At 41.9% G+C, this 16,107-nt stretch carries 11 protein-coding genes; 10 read left to right on the top strand and 1 reads right to left on the bottom strand.

Translation table 11 applies throughout. The features are described 5' to 3' along the window. The first annotated feature begins 415 nt into the window (after window positions 1-415). The 4 genes from ACHUGF_RS16035 (at window position 416) to ACHUGF_RS16020 (ending at window position 7,142) form a co-directional block, all read left to right on the top strand. Window positions 416-2,044, top strand: coding sequence for an alpha-glucosidase family protein (locus ACHUGF_RS16035; protein WP_394132714.1), 1,629 nt, complete (start codon window positions 416-418; stop codon window positions 2,042-2,044). A 59-nt stretch (window positions 2,045-2,103) separates the two neighbouring features. Continuing rightward, window positions 2,104-3,369, top strand: a complete 1,266-nt coding sequence (locus ACHUGF_RS16030) for a sugar MFS transporter (RefSeq protein WP_394132713.1) — start codon at window positions 2,104-2,106, stop codon at window positions 3,367-3,369. A gap of 132 nt (window positions 3,370-3,501) precedes the next feature. Further along, window positions 3,502-4,716 (top strand): RsmB/NOP family class I SAM-dependent RNA methyltransferase, encoded by a 1,215-nt coding sequence (locus ACHUGF_RS16025; RefSeq protein WP_394132712.1) that lies wholly within the window; start codon window positions 3,502-3,504, stop codon window positions 4,714-4,716. Window positions 4,717-4,892: 176 nt separating this feature from the next. Beyond that, a complete protein-coding gene (locus ACHUGF_RS16020; RefSeq protein ID WP_394132711.1) occupies window positions 4,893-7,142 on the top strand; it encodes a putative bifunctional diguanylate cyclase/phosphodiesterase in 2,250 nt (749 codons plus the stop codon). Window positions 7,143-7,365: 223 nt separating this feature from the next. Here the strand turns inward: ACHUGF_RS16020 and ald are convergent, their stop codons facing one another. Beyond that, complete coding sequence (gene ald, locus ACHUGF_RS16015; RefSeq protein ID WP_394132710.1) at window positions 7,366-8,481, bottom strand: alanine dehydrogenase; 1,116 nt, start codon at window positions 8,479-8,481, stop codon at window positions 7,366-7,368. Between the two features lie 189 nt (window positions 8,482-8,670). On the opposite strand from ald, the gene lrp reads away from it, so the two are divergent. From lrp to serS, 6 genes are all read left to right on the top strand, one after another. After that, window positions 8,671-9,174 (top strand): leucine-responsive transcriptional regulator Lrp, encoded by a 504-nt coding sequence (lrp, locus tag ACHUGF_RS16010; protein WP_394132708.1) that lies wholly within the window; start codon window positions 8,671-8,673, stop codon window positions 9,172-9,174. Window positions 9,175-9,570: 396 nt separating this feature from the next. Continuing rightward, a complete protein-coding gene (locus tag ACHUGF_RS16005; protein ID WP_394132707.1) occupies window positions 9,571-12,294 on the top strand; it encodes a DNA translocase FtsK in 2,724 nt (907 codons plus the stop codon). Window positions 12,295-12,304: 10 nt separating this feature from the next. Then, complete coding sequence (gene lolA, locus ACHUGF_RS16000) at window positions 12,305-12,949, top strand: outer membrane lipoprotein periplasmic chaperone LolA (RefSeq protein ID WP_394132705.1); 645 nt, start codon at window positions 12,305-12,307, stop codon at window positions 12,947-12,949. 64 nt (window positions 12,950-13,013) lie between these two features. Further along, complete coding sequence (locus ACHUGF_RS15995) at window positions 13,014-14,291, top strand: replication-associated recombination protein A (RefSeq protein ID WP_394132794.1); 1,278 nt, start codon at window positions 13,014-13,016, stop codon at window positions 14,289-14,291. Next, a complete protein-coding gene (gene crcB, locus ACHUGF_RS15990) occupies window positions 14,284-14,658 on the top strand; it encodes a fluoride efflux transporter CrcB (RefSeq protein WP_394132703.1) in 375 nt (124 codons plus the stop codon). Before ACHUGF_RS15995 ends, crcB begins: the two co-directional genes overlap by 8 nt. 17 nt (window positions 14,659-14,675) lie before the next feature. Beyond that, window positions 14,676-15,962: a serine--tRNA ligase gene (serS, locus tag ACHUGF_RS15985; RefSeq protein WP_394132702.1), complete on the top strand. Its 1,287-nt coding sequence runs from the start codon at window positions 14,676-14,678 to the stop codon at window positions 15,960-15,962. The last annotated feature ends 145 nt before the right edge of the window (window positions 15,963-16,107 follow it).

Below are 16,107 nucleotides of genomic sequence, written 5' to 3'. Positions count from 1 at the left end.
TTATATTGTTTTTGCCTCAACTAGCTTAATTGACTGCATAAGTGTTGAGGTTATGACCAAATTGTTGTGGAACAGTTGCGATACTACTCCTAGGTTTGAATTGCCGACAATGCTATGCATACGTATTCAAAAGTTTATTGGGCAATCCAAGCGTTCTTTTTAACCAAACTGCAACAGGTGAAATATAACATAATTTCTATATAAGTTGTTGGTTATTATTGCTTTTATTTGGATTGAAAATATTGGTTTATTGTTTTGTATCTATGCATACGTATGCAGAGATATTGAACCTGATTTCCTAATTCACGTATCCTCGATGCAATTGAAAAATAAAGTGACACGTTACTAAGTCACAACAAGATTTTAACTTGCGTGTGTTTTCAAGGCGAGTTAGTAGCGGATAAAAGGGGAAGCAATGGAGCAGGTTAATTGGTGGAAAGGTGGAGTGATATATCAGGTGTATCCCCGAAGCCTAATGGATTCCAATGGCGATGGCGTAGGCGACCTACAAGGTATAATCGCTAAACTTGACTATATTGCTAGCTTGAATGTTGACGCGATATGGATATCGCCGTTTTTCAAATCTCCAATGAAGGACTTTGGCTACGACATTAGTGATTATCGTGCTGTTGACCCTATGTTTGGTTCGATGGCTGATTTCGATGAGCTCATTGCTAAGGCGCATGAGCGTAATATTAAAGTGGTAATTGATCAGGTGCTAAGTCATACATCAGATCAACATATGTGGTTTGAACAAAGTAGACAAAGTACGCAAAACGAAAAATCTGATTGGTATGTGTGGGCAGATCCCCAAGCCGATGGTACAGCCCCTAATAACTGGTTAGCTATTTTTGGCGGCTGCGCTTGGGAGTGGGAGCCTCGTCGGAAGCAATACTACTTACATAACTTCTTAAAAAGTCAGCCTGATTTAAACTTCCATAACCCTGATGTGCGCCAAGCCGTACTCGATAATGTTGAATTTTGGCTGAAAAAAGGCGTAGATGGCTTTCGTTTAGATGCCATTACTTTTTGTTATCACGATGAACAGTTACGAGATAACCCTGCAAAGCCAGAAGATAAACGCCAAGGTCGCGGCTTTAGTGAAGACAACCCTTACGCCTATCAATACCACTATTACAATAATACCCGACCACAAACAGTCAGCTTTATTGAAGAGTTAAGACAACTTATTAATCGCTACCCAGGAGCCGTCACGCTCGGAGAGGTGTCATCTGAAGATTCCTTAGCCACCATGGCTGAATACACTCAAGGCAATGATAGATTGCATATGGCCTACAGCTTTGAATTACTCACTGACGATTTTAGCGCAGCCTATATTCGTCAAACAGTAGAAGAGCTAGAAGCGAGTATTGGTGATGGCTGGCCGTGTTGGGCGATTGGTAATCATGATGTGCAACGTGTCGCGACCCGTTGGGCGAATAACAGTAACAATCCTGCCTTTTTGAAGATGCTCAATGCCATGCTGTTTTCACTTAGAGGTAGTGTATGTAGTTACCAAGGTGAAGAGCTAGGCTTAACCGAAGCGCCTATTGAGTATCATCAACTACAGGACCCATTTGGAATTGCTTTCTGGCCTCAATTCAAAGGCCGTGATGGGTGTCGAACGCCTATGCCTTGGGATTCAAATAAAGCTAATGCTGGCTTTTCTGTTGGTCAACCTTGGTTGCCTGTGCATGGTGAGCACAATTTGCTATCGGTTAATCAACAGGAAGTTGACACCGATTCAGTGCTGAACGGTTACCGTCAATTTCTACAATGGCGACGCGAGTTTCCTGCATTAGTGCAAGGAGACATCAAGTTTATCGATGCCCACGAATCAATTCTTGCCTTTGAAAGAAGGCATAACGGGCAAGTCTTATTGGTGTTGTTTAACTTGTCAGATGAAGCTGTTGAATTTGAGCTTGGTGACATAACATTAGTAGAGCAACTATGTGCTCAGGGCGTTAACTGTGGTGACTATCAGTTAAGTACTCATAGTATTCAACTTGCTGCTTATGACAGTTTTTTTGCGGCTATTAAATAATTTGACGTGTGAGCAGTGATTGCTCATTTAATGCATCGACAATAATAAGAGATTAGATTATGGCCTCAACAATACAAACAGGACAACACAGTGCTGTTAACCAAACGGGTGGTAACTACAGATTTGCACTCGTATCACTGACTTCACTGTTCTTTATGTGGGGATTCATCACATGTTTGAATGATATTTTAATTCCGCACCTTAAAGCTGTATTTTCACTGAGTTATACAGAAGCAATGCTCATTCAATTTTGTTTCTTCGGTGCCTATTTTTTAGTGTCATTACCCGCAGGCAAGTTGGTTAAGAAACTGGGCTATCAAAAGGGCATAGTAACAGGGTTAGTGATTGCCAGTTTAGGGTGTGCATTGTTTTACCCAGCAGCAGCTTTTGCTACTTACAACTTATTTTTAGGTGCCTTGTTTGTCTTAGCATCGGGGATCACTATCTTACAGGTTGCAGCTAATCCATATGTAAACGCGTTAGGTAGCGAAGAAACAGCCTCAAGCCGCTTAAATCTTACTCAAGCATTTAATGCATTAGGTACCACTGTTGCACCTTTCTTTGGTTCAGTGCTCATTTTATCAGTCGCGACAGGTGCGGTAGGTGAAGTGGGAAGCGCACAATATGAAGCTGACGTCGTTAAGCTGCCATACTTATTGCTGGCGGGTACGCTAGCTGTATTAGCAGTGATTTTCTCTATGTTGAAGTTACCAACCATTGTTGAGCACACACAAACCCAGTCAAATGAGCAAGTTACCCATAATGGTAAAACCAGTGCATGGCAAAGTGCCCACTTAGTATTAGGTGCATTGGGGATCTTTGTCTATGTCGGCGCAGAAGTCGCTATTGGCAGTTTTTTAGTGAATTTCCTCGGTGAGTCTCATATTGGTGGCATGGAAGAAGCCCAAGCCGCTAACTATATAGCCTATTACTGGGGCGGTGCAATGGTCGGTCGTTTCATCGGCTCAGCTGTGATGCAAAAAATTGCTGCGGGTAAGGTGCTGGCATTTAATGCCACAATCGCGGCTGTGTTAGTGTTGGTGGCGATGAACAGTAGCGGCGCATTGGCCATGTGGTCAATTCTTGCTGTGGGGCTGTTTAACTCCATTATGTTCCCAACTATCTTCAGTTTGGCCTTGCGAGATTTAGGCCCACATACTTCACAAGGCAGCGGTATTTTGTGTTTAGCGATTGTTGGCGGTGCCATTATCCCATTAGTGCAAGGTGTGATGGCTGATAGCATGGGATTACAGCCAGCATTTATCCTACCGGTGATTTGTTATGCATATATTCTATTTTACGGTGCTAAAGGCGCGAAAATGTAAAATAGCTGCTAATTTAAATAAAGCGACTCATTGAGTCGCTTTTTTATTGCTATCGATACTATAAATACCTATGATCTGCCCGCTTTAGCTTATGCTAACCATTCACCTTGATTGACGATTTACGAGACCGCTATGCTGACTTACCCTCTCTCTGGCCATGCCTGTGATTTAACCCTTAACGTATTAACGTTAGTTCTCAATGACGGTAAGCCTCTAGATCGTGCTTATTCACTTAACTTTTCTGGTTTAAAGCTTGCGCCTGAAGAACAAGCTAGAGTGACCACTGTTGTAGGTGATATTTTACGTCGACTTAATTTGTATTGCTTTATCTCTGATATCGAGCCAGAGAAATTTGAGCGTGAAGGTTCAAAACTGTTAAACGCATGGCACCATTTTCATGGTCTTGAACGACCTAAAATGCAATATTCATTGCAGATTAATGAATCCGAAGTTGACCAACGCATAGAGCAAGCAAAAGCTAATTTACCTTTGTGGGATGGCTGCCCTGAATGGTTAGATGAAATTGGCAGCAAACAACTAGGTGAAAAATGGTCAGCTGAACGAGCTGCATTAGCTATGGCGCCTAAACGCTTTTTACGCGTTAATGAGCTTAAAGGCGACCGTGAGCAATTGATAGCTCAATTAGCTAAAGAAAGCGTTACGGCTATTGCTGTAGCTGGGGTTGATAGTGCGGTTGAAGTGACATCTAATTCAGCTTTATTTAGAACAGAAGCATTTAAGCAAGGTTGGTTTGAGCAACAAGATGCGGGTTCACAAAAAGTGGCAGAAGCCGTTGGGGCGAAACCCGGTATGCGTGTTGTGGATGCTTGTGCAGGAGCAGGTGGCAAAACTCTCCACATAGCGGCGCAAATGCAAGGGAAAGGGCGTTTGCTCGCTATGGATGTTGAGCAGTGGAAGTTAGATAATTTAAAAACGCGTGCTAAACGCGCTGCAGCTCATAATGTAGAAACTCGCATTATTAAAAGTTCCAAAACCATTAAGCGCTTAAAATTAACGGCAGACCGAGTGCTGCTAGACGTACCGTGTTCAGGATTAGGGGTACTAAAGCGAAACCCAGATGCAAAGTGGCGAGATACCGCTGAACGCCTCCCTGTATTAGTCGAATTACAAAAGCATATTCTGCAAAGCTACAGTCGTATGGTTAAAGTTGATGGCATACTTATTTACGCCACGTGCTCAATTATGCCGCAAGAAAATCGTCAGCAAGTTGATGAATTCCTTGCAGAGAACTCTCATTTTGAATTTATGGATGATGAAACCATCTTGGTTGCTGAACATGGGTTTGATGGTTTTTATCTAGCCAGAATGCGCCGCACAGCGGAGTAAGTCGCTACTTATGTAAATACTATATTAGTCAGCTAATTAACCTGAAGTGATGCAATTTTTTACAGCTTTCCCTCTGTTTTAATAGGATGGGATGTTGAAAAAAGACCTTAATCAGCATACTGTTGTTAATCATAATTGCATAACATGCTATTGATTAGTAAAGGTCAGATTAATACATGATGGAATCGAGTCATTCACTGCAACAATATTTGCTGGGTGCAAAGAAAATGGACTTCCGTGAATCTTCTCTTGAGAGATACAGTACAGTTTTTGACAAAGTACTTGAAGGGCTTCCTTTAGGCGAGATTCTTAATTCTTTGGTACTAAGCATTGAAGCGTTAAAAATAGGGACGCGTGCTTCCGTATTATTGTTAAGTGATGATAAGCAACGGTTACTTTCAGGTGCTGCTCCAAATTTACCTGAGGAATACAATCAAGCCATACACGGTATTGAGATTGGTGAGCATATTGGCTCTTGTGGTGCGAGTGCTTTCACCGGTCAACGTGTCATTGTCGAAGATATTGAGACTCACCCAAATTGGCAGGCATTTAAACACCTACCTCTGCAAGCAGGGCTAAAGGCGTGTTGGTCTGAGCCTATTTTTGATAGTAACCGTGAGGTCATAGGAACATTTGCCATGTACTATGACACCATTAAATCCCCTACAGATTTAGATATTTCGTTACTGCTTGAAGCATCAAAATTAGCCAGTTTGGCTATTGAACGAAGTCGCGCAATGCATATTGAGCGTTTAAGTAGTAAAATCTTCAGAAACTTGCCTGTGGCTTTAGTTGTATTGAATGAAGAAGGCACAGTACTCAATTCAAATCCCTGTTTTAAGCATCTAACCTCCTGTTATAACGAGGTCAATAACACCTTTGATAAGAGTCGCTTTTTAAGTCAGGTGGATCCTCGACTGATCGCTGAAATAAATGAATCTATTTCTCGCGGCCATTCATGGCAGGGCGAGCTTGTCGGAATTCAACGTCAAAATCAAACCATAGATATTGATGTGACTATTACTGTTATTCGCGACTCATTTACTCAGCAAAACTGTTTCGCTTGGCTGATAAGTGATATTACCGCTAAGAAACATGCAGATAAGTTAATTAACTTTCAAAAACATAATGATCAATTAACAGGTCTCGCAAATCGACTTTATTTTGTCAATTACCTCAAAGATATCTTGCAGCACAACACTGATATTAAACAATTCAGTGTATTAGTGATGGATATTGACCATTTCAAACAAGTCAATGACACTTTAGGCCATGCCAATGGTGATAAGCTATTGCAAAAAGTGGCATATAGGATCTGTCGCCATATTCCTGAAGATACGTTAGTCGCTAGAATTGGTGCTGATGAATTTGGTATTTTATTACCCAATGTGTCAGATAATGATTCACTATCAGAGATTGCAGCCAAATTGAATAATGTGATGACTAATCCCATTAATGTGGCTGAGCAAAACTTACAGCTCTCGATGAGTATCGGCATTTCTAGCTACCCTCAGGATTCTGATAATATTAGTTTTTTGATGCAGTTTGCTAATCAGGCCATGTTTGAAGCTAAAAAACGCGGTCGTAATAACTTTCGATTTTTTGATAAATCATTGCAAAATAAGGCGCAACGAACAGCTGAACTGACACAAGATTTAAAGTGTGCCATTAAAAATGAAGAGTTTGAATTGTATTTTCAACCGATGGTATCGCCTCAAACAGGGAATATTACCAAGGCTGAAGTGCTACTTCGCTGGCAACATGATGGCCAATTCATTTCTCCAGATGAATTTATTCCCATTGCAGAAGAGTCTAATTTGATCGTTCCAATTGGCGAGTGGGTGCGAAAACAAGCACTAAAATGTGCAGTTGAACTGATGCAAGCCAATTTAAGTGTGCCTTTATCAGTCAATGTATCGCCGCTGGAATTTTGGTCAAGTTCATTACAACAACAGTTTTTAGACTTCTTTGACCAATATTTTGCTGAAATCCATTTGCTGCACGGCCGTACGCCACCTATCACCCTTGAAATAACAGAGTCATTGTTGATGCAGCAGCAGAATAACTTTAGTGACTTGCTTAAGAGCTTACGTAAGAGCGGTTTGTGCATTGCTGTCGATGATTTTGGTACCGGTTACTCTTCGTTAGCTTATTTGGTTAATTTTCCTGTTGATCAAATTAAAATTGATAAAAGTTTTATCGAAAAACTGTCAGATGGCCCAAAGAATCGTTCACTAGTTGAAGCAATTATTAACATGAGTTTATCGCTGGATCTATCTGTTGTAGTGGAAGGAGTTGAAACCGAACAAGAGTTTAACTTTATCAAGCAGCATGATGTGTCAGCTATCCAAGGTTACTTCTTTTATAAGCCTATGCCAAAACAAGCGTTTTTTAAGCTATTAATGGCTCAACGCGACAAAGCATAACCTGCTTATAAAATAGACATTTCTTGTGAAATAACTGTACAGTTAGTCGTCAATTGTTAGCAGATTTTCCAGTTAACTCGAAAGTCATATACTCTGCTCACTTGGTTATTATACGGAACAATATTCTGTTAATGGTAAGTGAATTTAACCAGAGGTTCTTCTCTAAAGTACATATAAAAATGCCGCGATTATCGCGGCATTTTTTGTCGTTAATTTGGATAGATTAACTGAGTAGAGGTGCAGGGGCTGTATATTCTAGGTTTAATGCTTCAGCAACCTCTTGGCAAACCAGTTTGCCGTGAATAACGTTTAGGCCATTCATTAGATGCTTATCATTGTTCAGTGCTTGCTGGTAACCTTGCTCTGCTAACTTAATAATGTAAGGTAGCGTTGCATTGTTTAGTGCAAATGTTGAAGTACGAGCAACGGCACCTGGCATGTTTGCTACACAGTAATGCACAACATCATCAACTATGTAGGTCGGGTCTTGGTGAGTCGTAGCGTAAGATGTTTCTACACAACCACCTTGGTCAATCGCAACGTCCACAATCGCACTACCTGGCTTCATTTGCTTGATATGCTCTTTAGTCACTAGCTTAGGTGCAGCAGCACCTGGGACTAATACACCACCAATGACAAGATCAGCTTCTAACACGTGACGTTCAATCGCATCAGCTGTTGAGTAAACTGCTTTAACCGTTGAACCAAATTGTACATTTAGACGACGTAATACATCGATGCTACGGTCAAGGATAGTGACATCTGCGCCCATACCTACAGCCATTTGCGCCGCATTTGAGCCAACCATACCACCACCAATAATGACAACTTTAGCGGGTTCAACACCCGGCACGCCGCCTAGAAGCATACCGCGACCTTGTAGTGATTTTTCAAGGGCACGGGCACCAGCCTGAATAGACATACGGCCAGCAACTTCTGACATAGGTGCAAGCAGCGGTAAACCACCTCGGTCATCAGTGACGGTTTCATATGCAATACATACTGCGCCGCTCTTAATAAGATCTTCTGTTTGTGGTAAATCAGGTGCTAAATGAAGATATGTAAATAGGATTTGGTCGTGACGTAGCATTGCACGCTCGACAGCTTGCGGCTCTTTCACTTTCACGATCATTTCTGCCGTAGCAAAAATTTCTTCAGCAGTTTCAAGGATCTTAGCACCAGCATCAATAAAATCTTGGTTAGTAAAGCCAATGCCAATACCTGCATCAGACTGTACATAAACCTCATGTCCTTTGATTGTTAACTCGCGAACACTTGATGGAACCATACCAACACGATATTCATGGTTTTTGATTTCTGTAGGAATACCAATAATCATTTTGAGCCTCAACTGTCTAAAAAAGCCCGTTTTTGTTGAATTTACGGGCAAATAGTTATTTTATTATGTTTCCTGAACGTGCACATTTCAGGGAAGTCTAGTATAGTGCTAGTTAAGCAGTTTATGCTGCTGAACTTGAGTAATAAAAAGATAATAATGTTGTATATTTGATAAAACGTGGTTAAAAATATGGCAAACAATAAGAATAACTCTGTGAAAGATTTAGACCGCATTGATCGTAATATTTTGAATGAACTTCAACTAGACGGAAGGATATCAAATGTTGAACTTTCTAAACGGGTTGGCTTGAGTCCAACTCCTTGTTTAGAAAGGGTAAAGCGCCTTGAGAAGCAAGGCTTTATTAATGGCTATACGGCATTAGTAAACCCGCATTTTTTAGGGGCTTCACTGTTGGTGTTCGTTGAAATAACGTTAAATCGTGATACACCTGATATTTTCGACCGATTTAACACTGCGGTTCAAGCACTCGATGATATTCAAGAATGCCATTTAGTTTCTGGTGATTTTGATTATCTTCTCAAAACTCGTGTTTCTGACATGTCTGCTTATCGACGACTGCTCGGTGAGACATTGTTAAAGTTGCCTTCGGTTTCCGATACGCGCACTTATGTCGTTATGGAAGAAGTGAAGCAAACAAATAAGGTTGCGCTGCATAATCTCAGTGACATTTAATTTGTGCTTGTTTCGAAAGGTTTGTGTGCTTCTTTAATACATGAGTTGATTAAACATCAATTCATCTTATGACAGAGCGACAAATACGGGTTTAAAAAAATAAAGGGCTTAGCCCTTTATTTTTTTATCTGTGAAAGCCAGTGTGTCGTATTACAGGTTTGACTCGTACGTTTCATAATACTACCCAGTTTTTCTTATCCCGTTTTTACATGTCAATTATGTCATTTTAAATGGCATTTAATGACCATATATTCAACAGTTATTCCTCTAATGCAAAAATGTATTAATTCACCTTTATAAAGGCTTGCAGTCTTATTTACCAATGTAGATAATCACTGCAAATTCAGTGATTTTCTGATATGTTTAGATCTCATTTTTGACTATGGACGCATAAGTTTGACTCAGGGAAAAAGCCTCAAAACACTCAGCGGTGTACAAAGATTATTAGAAGGTGGGTTGATCATCTGTTGCATGCTAGCAACCTATGTGTTGTTGGCATTGACCAGCTTTAACCAAAATGACCCAGGTTGGAGTCAATCGCATTCTCGAGGCGAAATATATAATTGGACCGGCGCCGTGGGTGCTTGGGTAGCTGATGTTTTACTCTATTTCTTTGGTTTTATTGCCTTTCTAATCCCCATTATCATTGCTGCTACTGGCTGGTTTATTTTCAATCGAGCGCATCGTTTGCTTGAAGTTGATTATTTTTCCGTTGGGTTACGTATTATTGGCTTTATGTTGATGCTGCTAGCACTGGCAGCACTTTTCAGTATGAATGCCAACAACATCTATGTATTTTCTGCCGGTGGCGTGGCAGGAGATGTGATATGGCAATCAATGCAACCGTACTTCAATACGCTGGGTACAACATTATTACTTTTATGTTTTGTTGGTGCGGGCTTTACCTTGGCGACAGGCATATCTTGGTTAACCATCATCGAATTAATCGGTTTTGCAACCATTTGGCTGGCTCAGCAAATTTGGTCATTACCTTTGCATTTTCGTCAAACAGGACAGGAAAGTGAAGATACTCGCGGCTTTTTAAATGTGGCCGATAAGTTTAAACAAAAACAGCAAGCTGTGACTGAAATTAACACCATTGATGATGACTCGGACAGTGAATTAGAACACAACCTATCAGATGATGAGAAGTTAGCCGAAAAACAAACTGGCTTTTCGATTAGTAAGTTCTTTAAGCGCAAGCCTAAAACTGAGTTTGAACAACAAGGTAACATTGCTGATAGCTGCTCGGATTCTGCTGCTGAGCAATTTGCTGACAATAAGCATCCTACACAAGAAGAACCAGCATTTACCCCATTTGATGATGACTTTGACGATAGAATCGAACCTAAGATTTCAGCATTGGATGAGGACGAACTATATGCCGTCAATACTAGCGCTACTACACCTGAAGTCACCACCAGTACCTCATCTAGCGCCGCAGCCAACGCGTTGAATCACGAAAGCAATGCTGACATCGATGCTTCCAGTTTGGAACAAGCATCTGACATGATTCAAACTGCTGGTGAACTTGTGGCACAAAAACGCCCTGAACAAGAAGCCAAGGTAGTTGATGGTATTGTGGTCATTCCTGGTAAAACATCTGAGCAATTAACTCGCCCAGTAGACCCATTACCGAGTATCTCGCTGCTTGATGTGCCAAATCGCACTGAAAACCCAATTAGCGAAGACGAGCTACAGCAAGTTGCTCGCTTGGTAGAAACTAAGTTAGCTGACTTTAACATTGTGGCTAAGGTGGTGGGCGTGTTCCCAGGTCCTGTGGTCACCCGCTTTGAGTTAGAATTAGCGCCAGGTGTAAAAGCATCAAAAATTACCAATTTATCTAAAGACTTAGCACGCTCACTGTTGTCTGAGAATGTCCGTGTGGTGGAAGTTATTCCTGGTAAAGCCTATGTTGGCTTAGAGCTGCCCAATAAATTCCGTGAAACCGTATTCATGCGTGATGTGCTGGACTGTGACGCTTTTAATAACAGTAAGTCTCAGTTATCTATGGTGTTAGGTGCGGATATTTCCGGCGACCCTGTTGTCGTTGATTTAGGCAAAATGCCGCATTTATTGGTGGCAGGTACTACAGGTTCTGGTAAGTCAGTCGGTGTGAATGTGATGATCACCAGCTTATTGTATAAGTCAGGTCCTGATGATGTCCGGTTTATTATGATTGACCCGAAGATGCTAGAGCTTTCAGTGTATGAAGGAATCCCGCATCTGTTATGTGAAGTCGTAACTGACATGAAAGAAGCCGCTAATGCACTGCGTTGGTGTGTCGGAGAGATGGAACGTCGCTATAAGCTGATGTCTGCGCTTGGTGTACGTAATTTAAAAGGTTATAACCAGAAGATTAAAGATGCTGCTGCAAATGGCGAGTTTATTCCAGACCCGTTATGGAAGCAGTCTGAAAGCATGTTAGATGAAGCCCCTGCGTTAGAGAAGCTGCCTTCAATTGTGGTAGTAGTGGATGAATTTGCCGACATGATCATGATTGTGGGCAAGAAAGTAGAAGAGCTAATTGCTCGAATTGCACAAAAAGCACGTGCCGCTGGCATTCATTTGATTCTCGCGACTCAGCGTCCGTCTGTTGATGTGATTACCGGTTTGATTAAAGCTAACATTCCGACACGTATTGCATTCCAAGTTTCGTCACGTATTGACTCTCGCACAATCCTTGACCAACAAGGTGCAGAGACCTTGTTAGGTATGGGGGATATGCTTTACTTACCTCCAGGGACCAGCGTGCCGATACGTGTTCATGGTGCGTTTATTGATGACCATGAAGTACACAAAGTCGTTGCGGATTGGCATGCCAGAGGTAAGCCACAATATGTCGATGAAATTTTAAATGGTGTCAGCGAAGGTGAGCAAGTATTGCTACCGGGGGAGGCATCAGAATCTGAAGATGAACTGGATGCGCTTTATGATGAAGCGGTTGCTTTTGTCACCGAAACCCGTCGAGGTTCGATTTCCAGTGTGCAACGTAAATTTAAAATCGGTTACAACCGTGCGGCGCGAATTATTGAGTCTATGGAAGCGCAAGGGATAGTCAGCCCACAAGGTCATAATGGTAACCGAGAAGTATTGGCGCCACCGCCACCAAAGCATTAATAGGAAACCTATGTATAAATTAGTAAGTAGTTTGCTACTGTCGACAAGCGTGTTGCTTTCGGCACCGACATTCGCACAAGATTCAGATGCATTACGTACCAAGTTAGCGAATATCGATAGTTTGCATGCAACGTTTACTCAGCAAGTGACTGATATAAACGACCGTGTAATTCAATCAGGTAATGGGGTCTTTGCCTTAGCGCAGCCTAATCAATTTTATTGGCATTTAACTGAGCCTGATGAGTCGCTAATTGTAGCTGATGGAACCAACTTATGGATTTATAACCCATTTGCTGAAGAAGTCACTGTGATGGACATTGCGCAAGCCATTGACGCATCGCCAATGGCACTACTTGTTCATAAAGATGAGCAAACATGGTCACAGTACAATGTGACCCAATCTGTTAATCCTGAACCTGCATTACAATGTTTTGATATCAACCCAAAAGATCTAGATGCCAATGTAGTTAAAGTATCTGTGTGTTTTGCGCAAGATATATTAACCCAGTTTTCTTTACTTGATGGTCAGGGCAACTTGAGTGAATTTGCATTAACGCAACAACGCAGCGTTACGCAAGAAGAATACAGCATTTTTTCATTTGCGTTACCAGACAATGTTGATATCGATGATCAACGTTTAAAGCAGCCGCAATAAGTGACTCAACGTGGCTAATTTAGGTTTCGATTTCGCCCCGGATTTTAGACCGCTTGCAGCAAGAATGCGCCCGCGTGTGGTGGACGAATATATTGGTCAGCAACATTTATTGGGCGAGGGCAAACCGCTTCGACAAGCTTTACTCGCAAATCGTGCTCACTCCATGCTGCTGTGGGGACCACCTGGTACAGGTAAAACCACATTAGCAGAACTCGTCGCGCACTATGCCAATGCACATGTAGAGCGGATCTCTGCGGTGACATCTGGGGTTAAAGAAATTCGCGCTGCTATTGAACAGGCCAAAGCCATCGCCCAAAGCCGCGGGCAACGTACCTTATTATTTGTGGATGAGGTACATCGTTTTAACAAGAGCCAGCAGGATGCCTTTTTGCCCTTTATTGAAGATGGCACCGTCATCTTCATTGGCGCAACAACCGAAAACCCCTCGTTTGAAGTTAATAATGCATTGCTTTCACGTGCCCGAGTATATTTGATCCATAAACTTTCTCAGGAAGAAATCAAGCTCGTGGTACAGCAAGCCATGGCAGATGACGAGCGTGGTTTAGGGAAAAGACAACTCAAGCTACCTGATGACGTTGCCGAACAATTGGCTCAGTTAAGTGATGGTGATGCCCGAAAATCGCTTAATTTGTTAGAACTAATGAGTGACTTGGTAGCTGATGGCGAGCGCTTTACGGCGCAAATGTTGACTCAAGTCGCCGGCCATCAAACAGCAGGTTATGATAAAAACGGCGATCAATTTTATGATTTAATCTCAGCGGTACATAAGTCTGTACGAGGCAGTGCGCCAGATGCTGCATTATATTGGTATTGCCGTATTCTAGAAGGTGGCGGTGATCCACTTTATGTGGCGAGGCGTTTGTTAGCAATTGCATCAGAAGATATTGGTAATGCAGACCCTCAAGCAATGACCGTTGCCATCAACGCATGGGAATGTTTTCACCGTATTGGCCCTGCAGAAGGTGAACGCGCTATTGCTCAGGCCATTATTTACCTCGCCAGTGCACCAAAAAGTAATGCCGTTTATACCGCATTTAAACAAGCAAGGCAGCTTGCACGCGAAACAGGGCATGAACCTGTGCCAAATCATTTACGTAATGCACCAACGCAACTGATGAAAGAGATAGGGTTTGGTGATGAGTACCGCTATGCGCATGACGAGCCAGGGGCATTTGCGGCGGGTGAAAATTATTTCCCTGAGAGTATTCAGCACAGTCAATTCTACCAACCGACTCAACGAGGCTTTGAGAAGCGTATCAGTGATAAATTGCAGCAACTTGAGCAACTGAATCAACAAAGTGAGCACAAACGCTATGACTAATGTACTATTTGTTGCCCTTGGAGGATCGATTGGTGCAGTAATGCGCTATTTGATGTCAATTTTTATGATCCAAGTGTTTGGCACAAGTTTTCCTTTTGGTACACTGTTGGTCAATATTGTCGGTTCATTTTTTATGGGGATGGTTTACGCCCTAGGTCAAATGAGCCACCTCAGCCCAGAAATGAAATCGTTAGTGGGAGTTGGCCTGTTAGGTGCACTTACAACATTTTCAACTTTCTCGAATGAGACGCTACTTTTAATACAAGAGGGCGAGTGGCTGAAAAGTTTTATGAATGTGTTGCTTAATGTATGCCTTTGTTTATTTATGGTGTACTTAGGGCAACAGTTAGTTTTTTCGCGCGTTTAACTATAAGAATTGAGAACATGCTTGATCCAAAATTTTTACGTAATGAGCTTGAAGCGACAGCAGAGCGCCTAGCGACTCGTGGCTTTATTTTAGATGTAGATAATATGACTAAGCTTGAAGAAAAGCGTAAGTCACTACAAGTTGAAACAGAAGAGCTACAAGCTTCACGTAATGCCATTTCCAAGTCCATCGGTCAAGCTAAGCAACGCGGTGAAGATATTGAACCAATTAAAGCACAAGTCGGTGACTTAGGTGCCAAGCTTGATTCAAAAAAAGCAGAACTTGCTGAGCTATTAACTGAGATCAATAGCATTGCCATGAGCATGCCTAATCTGCCCGCAGAAGGTGTTCCTCAGGGTGCTGACGAAGATGATAACGTAGAAGTTCGTACATGGGGCACGCCAAAGGATTTTGATTTTGAAGTAAAAGATCACCTTGATATTGGTGAAGCTATTGATGGCTTAGATTTCAAAAATGCCGTTAAAATTACCGGTTCTCGCTTTATTGTAATGAAAGGACAAATTGCCCGTTTAAACCGTGCATTAGGTCAATTCATGTTAGATATGCACACGCAAGAGCATGGTTACACTGAAGCTTATGTTCCTTTAATGGTGAATGAAGACAGCCTATTGGGCACGGGTCAATTACCTAAGTTTGGTGAAGACTTATTCCACACCAAACCTGCCACAGAAGAAGCACAAAGCCTATCTTTGATCCCTACGGCTGAAGTACCACTAACAAACCTTGTGCGCGATACAATCATTGATGAAGACCAACTTCCTATTAAAATGACCGCCTTAACTGCGTGTTTTAGAAGTGAAGCTGGTTCATACGGTCGTGATACTCGTGGCCTTATTCGTCAACATCAGTTTGATAAAGTAGAGCTAGTGCAAATTGTTCATCCTGAACAATCTATGCAAGCACTTGAAGAGTTAACGGGTCATGCCGAGAAAGTACTGCAAGCACTAGAACTGCCATACCGTACTGTTGTGTTATGTACAGGTGATATGGGCTTTGGTGCGAGCAAAACATTTGATATCGAAGTGTGGCTACCAGCGCAAAATACTTACCGCGAGATTTCTTCTTGCTCAAACATGCAAGATTTCCAAGCTCGTCGTATGCAAGCCCGTTTCCGTAATAAAGCGGATAACAAGCCTGCACTAGTACATACCTTAAATGGCTCAGGCCTAGCAGTTGGCCGTACATTAGTAGCCGTGCTAGAAAATTACCAAAATGCAGATGGCACTATTACAGTACCTACCGCACTTCGCCCATACATGGGTGGGTTGGAAACGATCGGTTAATAATATCAATTTGGTTTTAAAACTCTAAAGCTAACATTGATTAAAAAGCCTATGCATACAGCATAGGCTTTTTGTTTTCAGCCCTAAACCACCTACTTCAGTAGGTGGTTATCATCAATTAGGGTTTGCCTGTATCTTTGTTTGT

The organism is Shewanella maritima (assembly GCF_043643735.1).
In the GTDB taxonomy this organism is placed as follows: domain Bacteria; phylum Pseudomonadota; class Gammaproteobacteria; order Enterobacterales; family Shewanellaceae; genus Shewanella; species Shewanella maritima_A.
The sequence above is the reverse complement of the archived record's forward strand: the minus strand, read 5'-3'. Positions and strand labels throughout refer to the sequence as shown.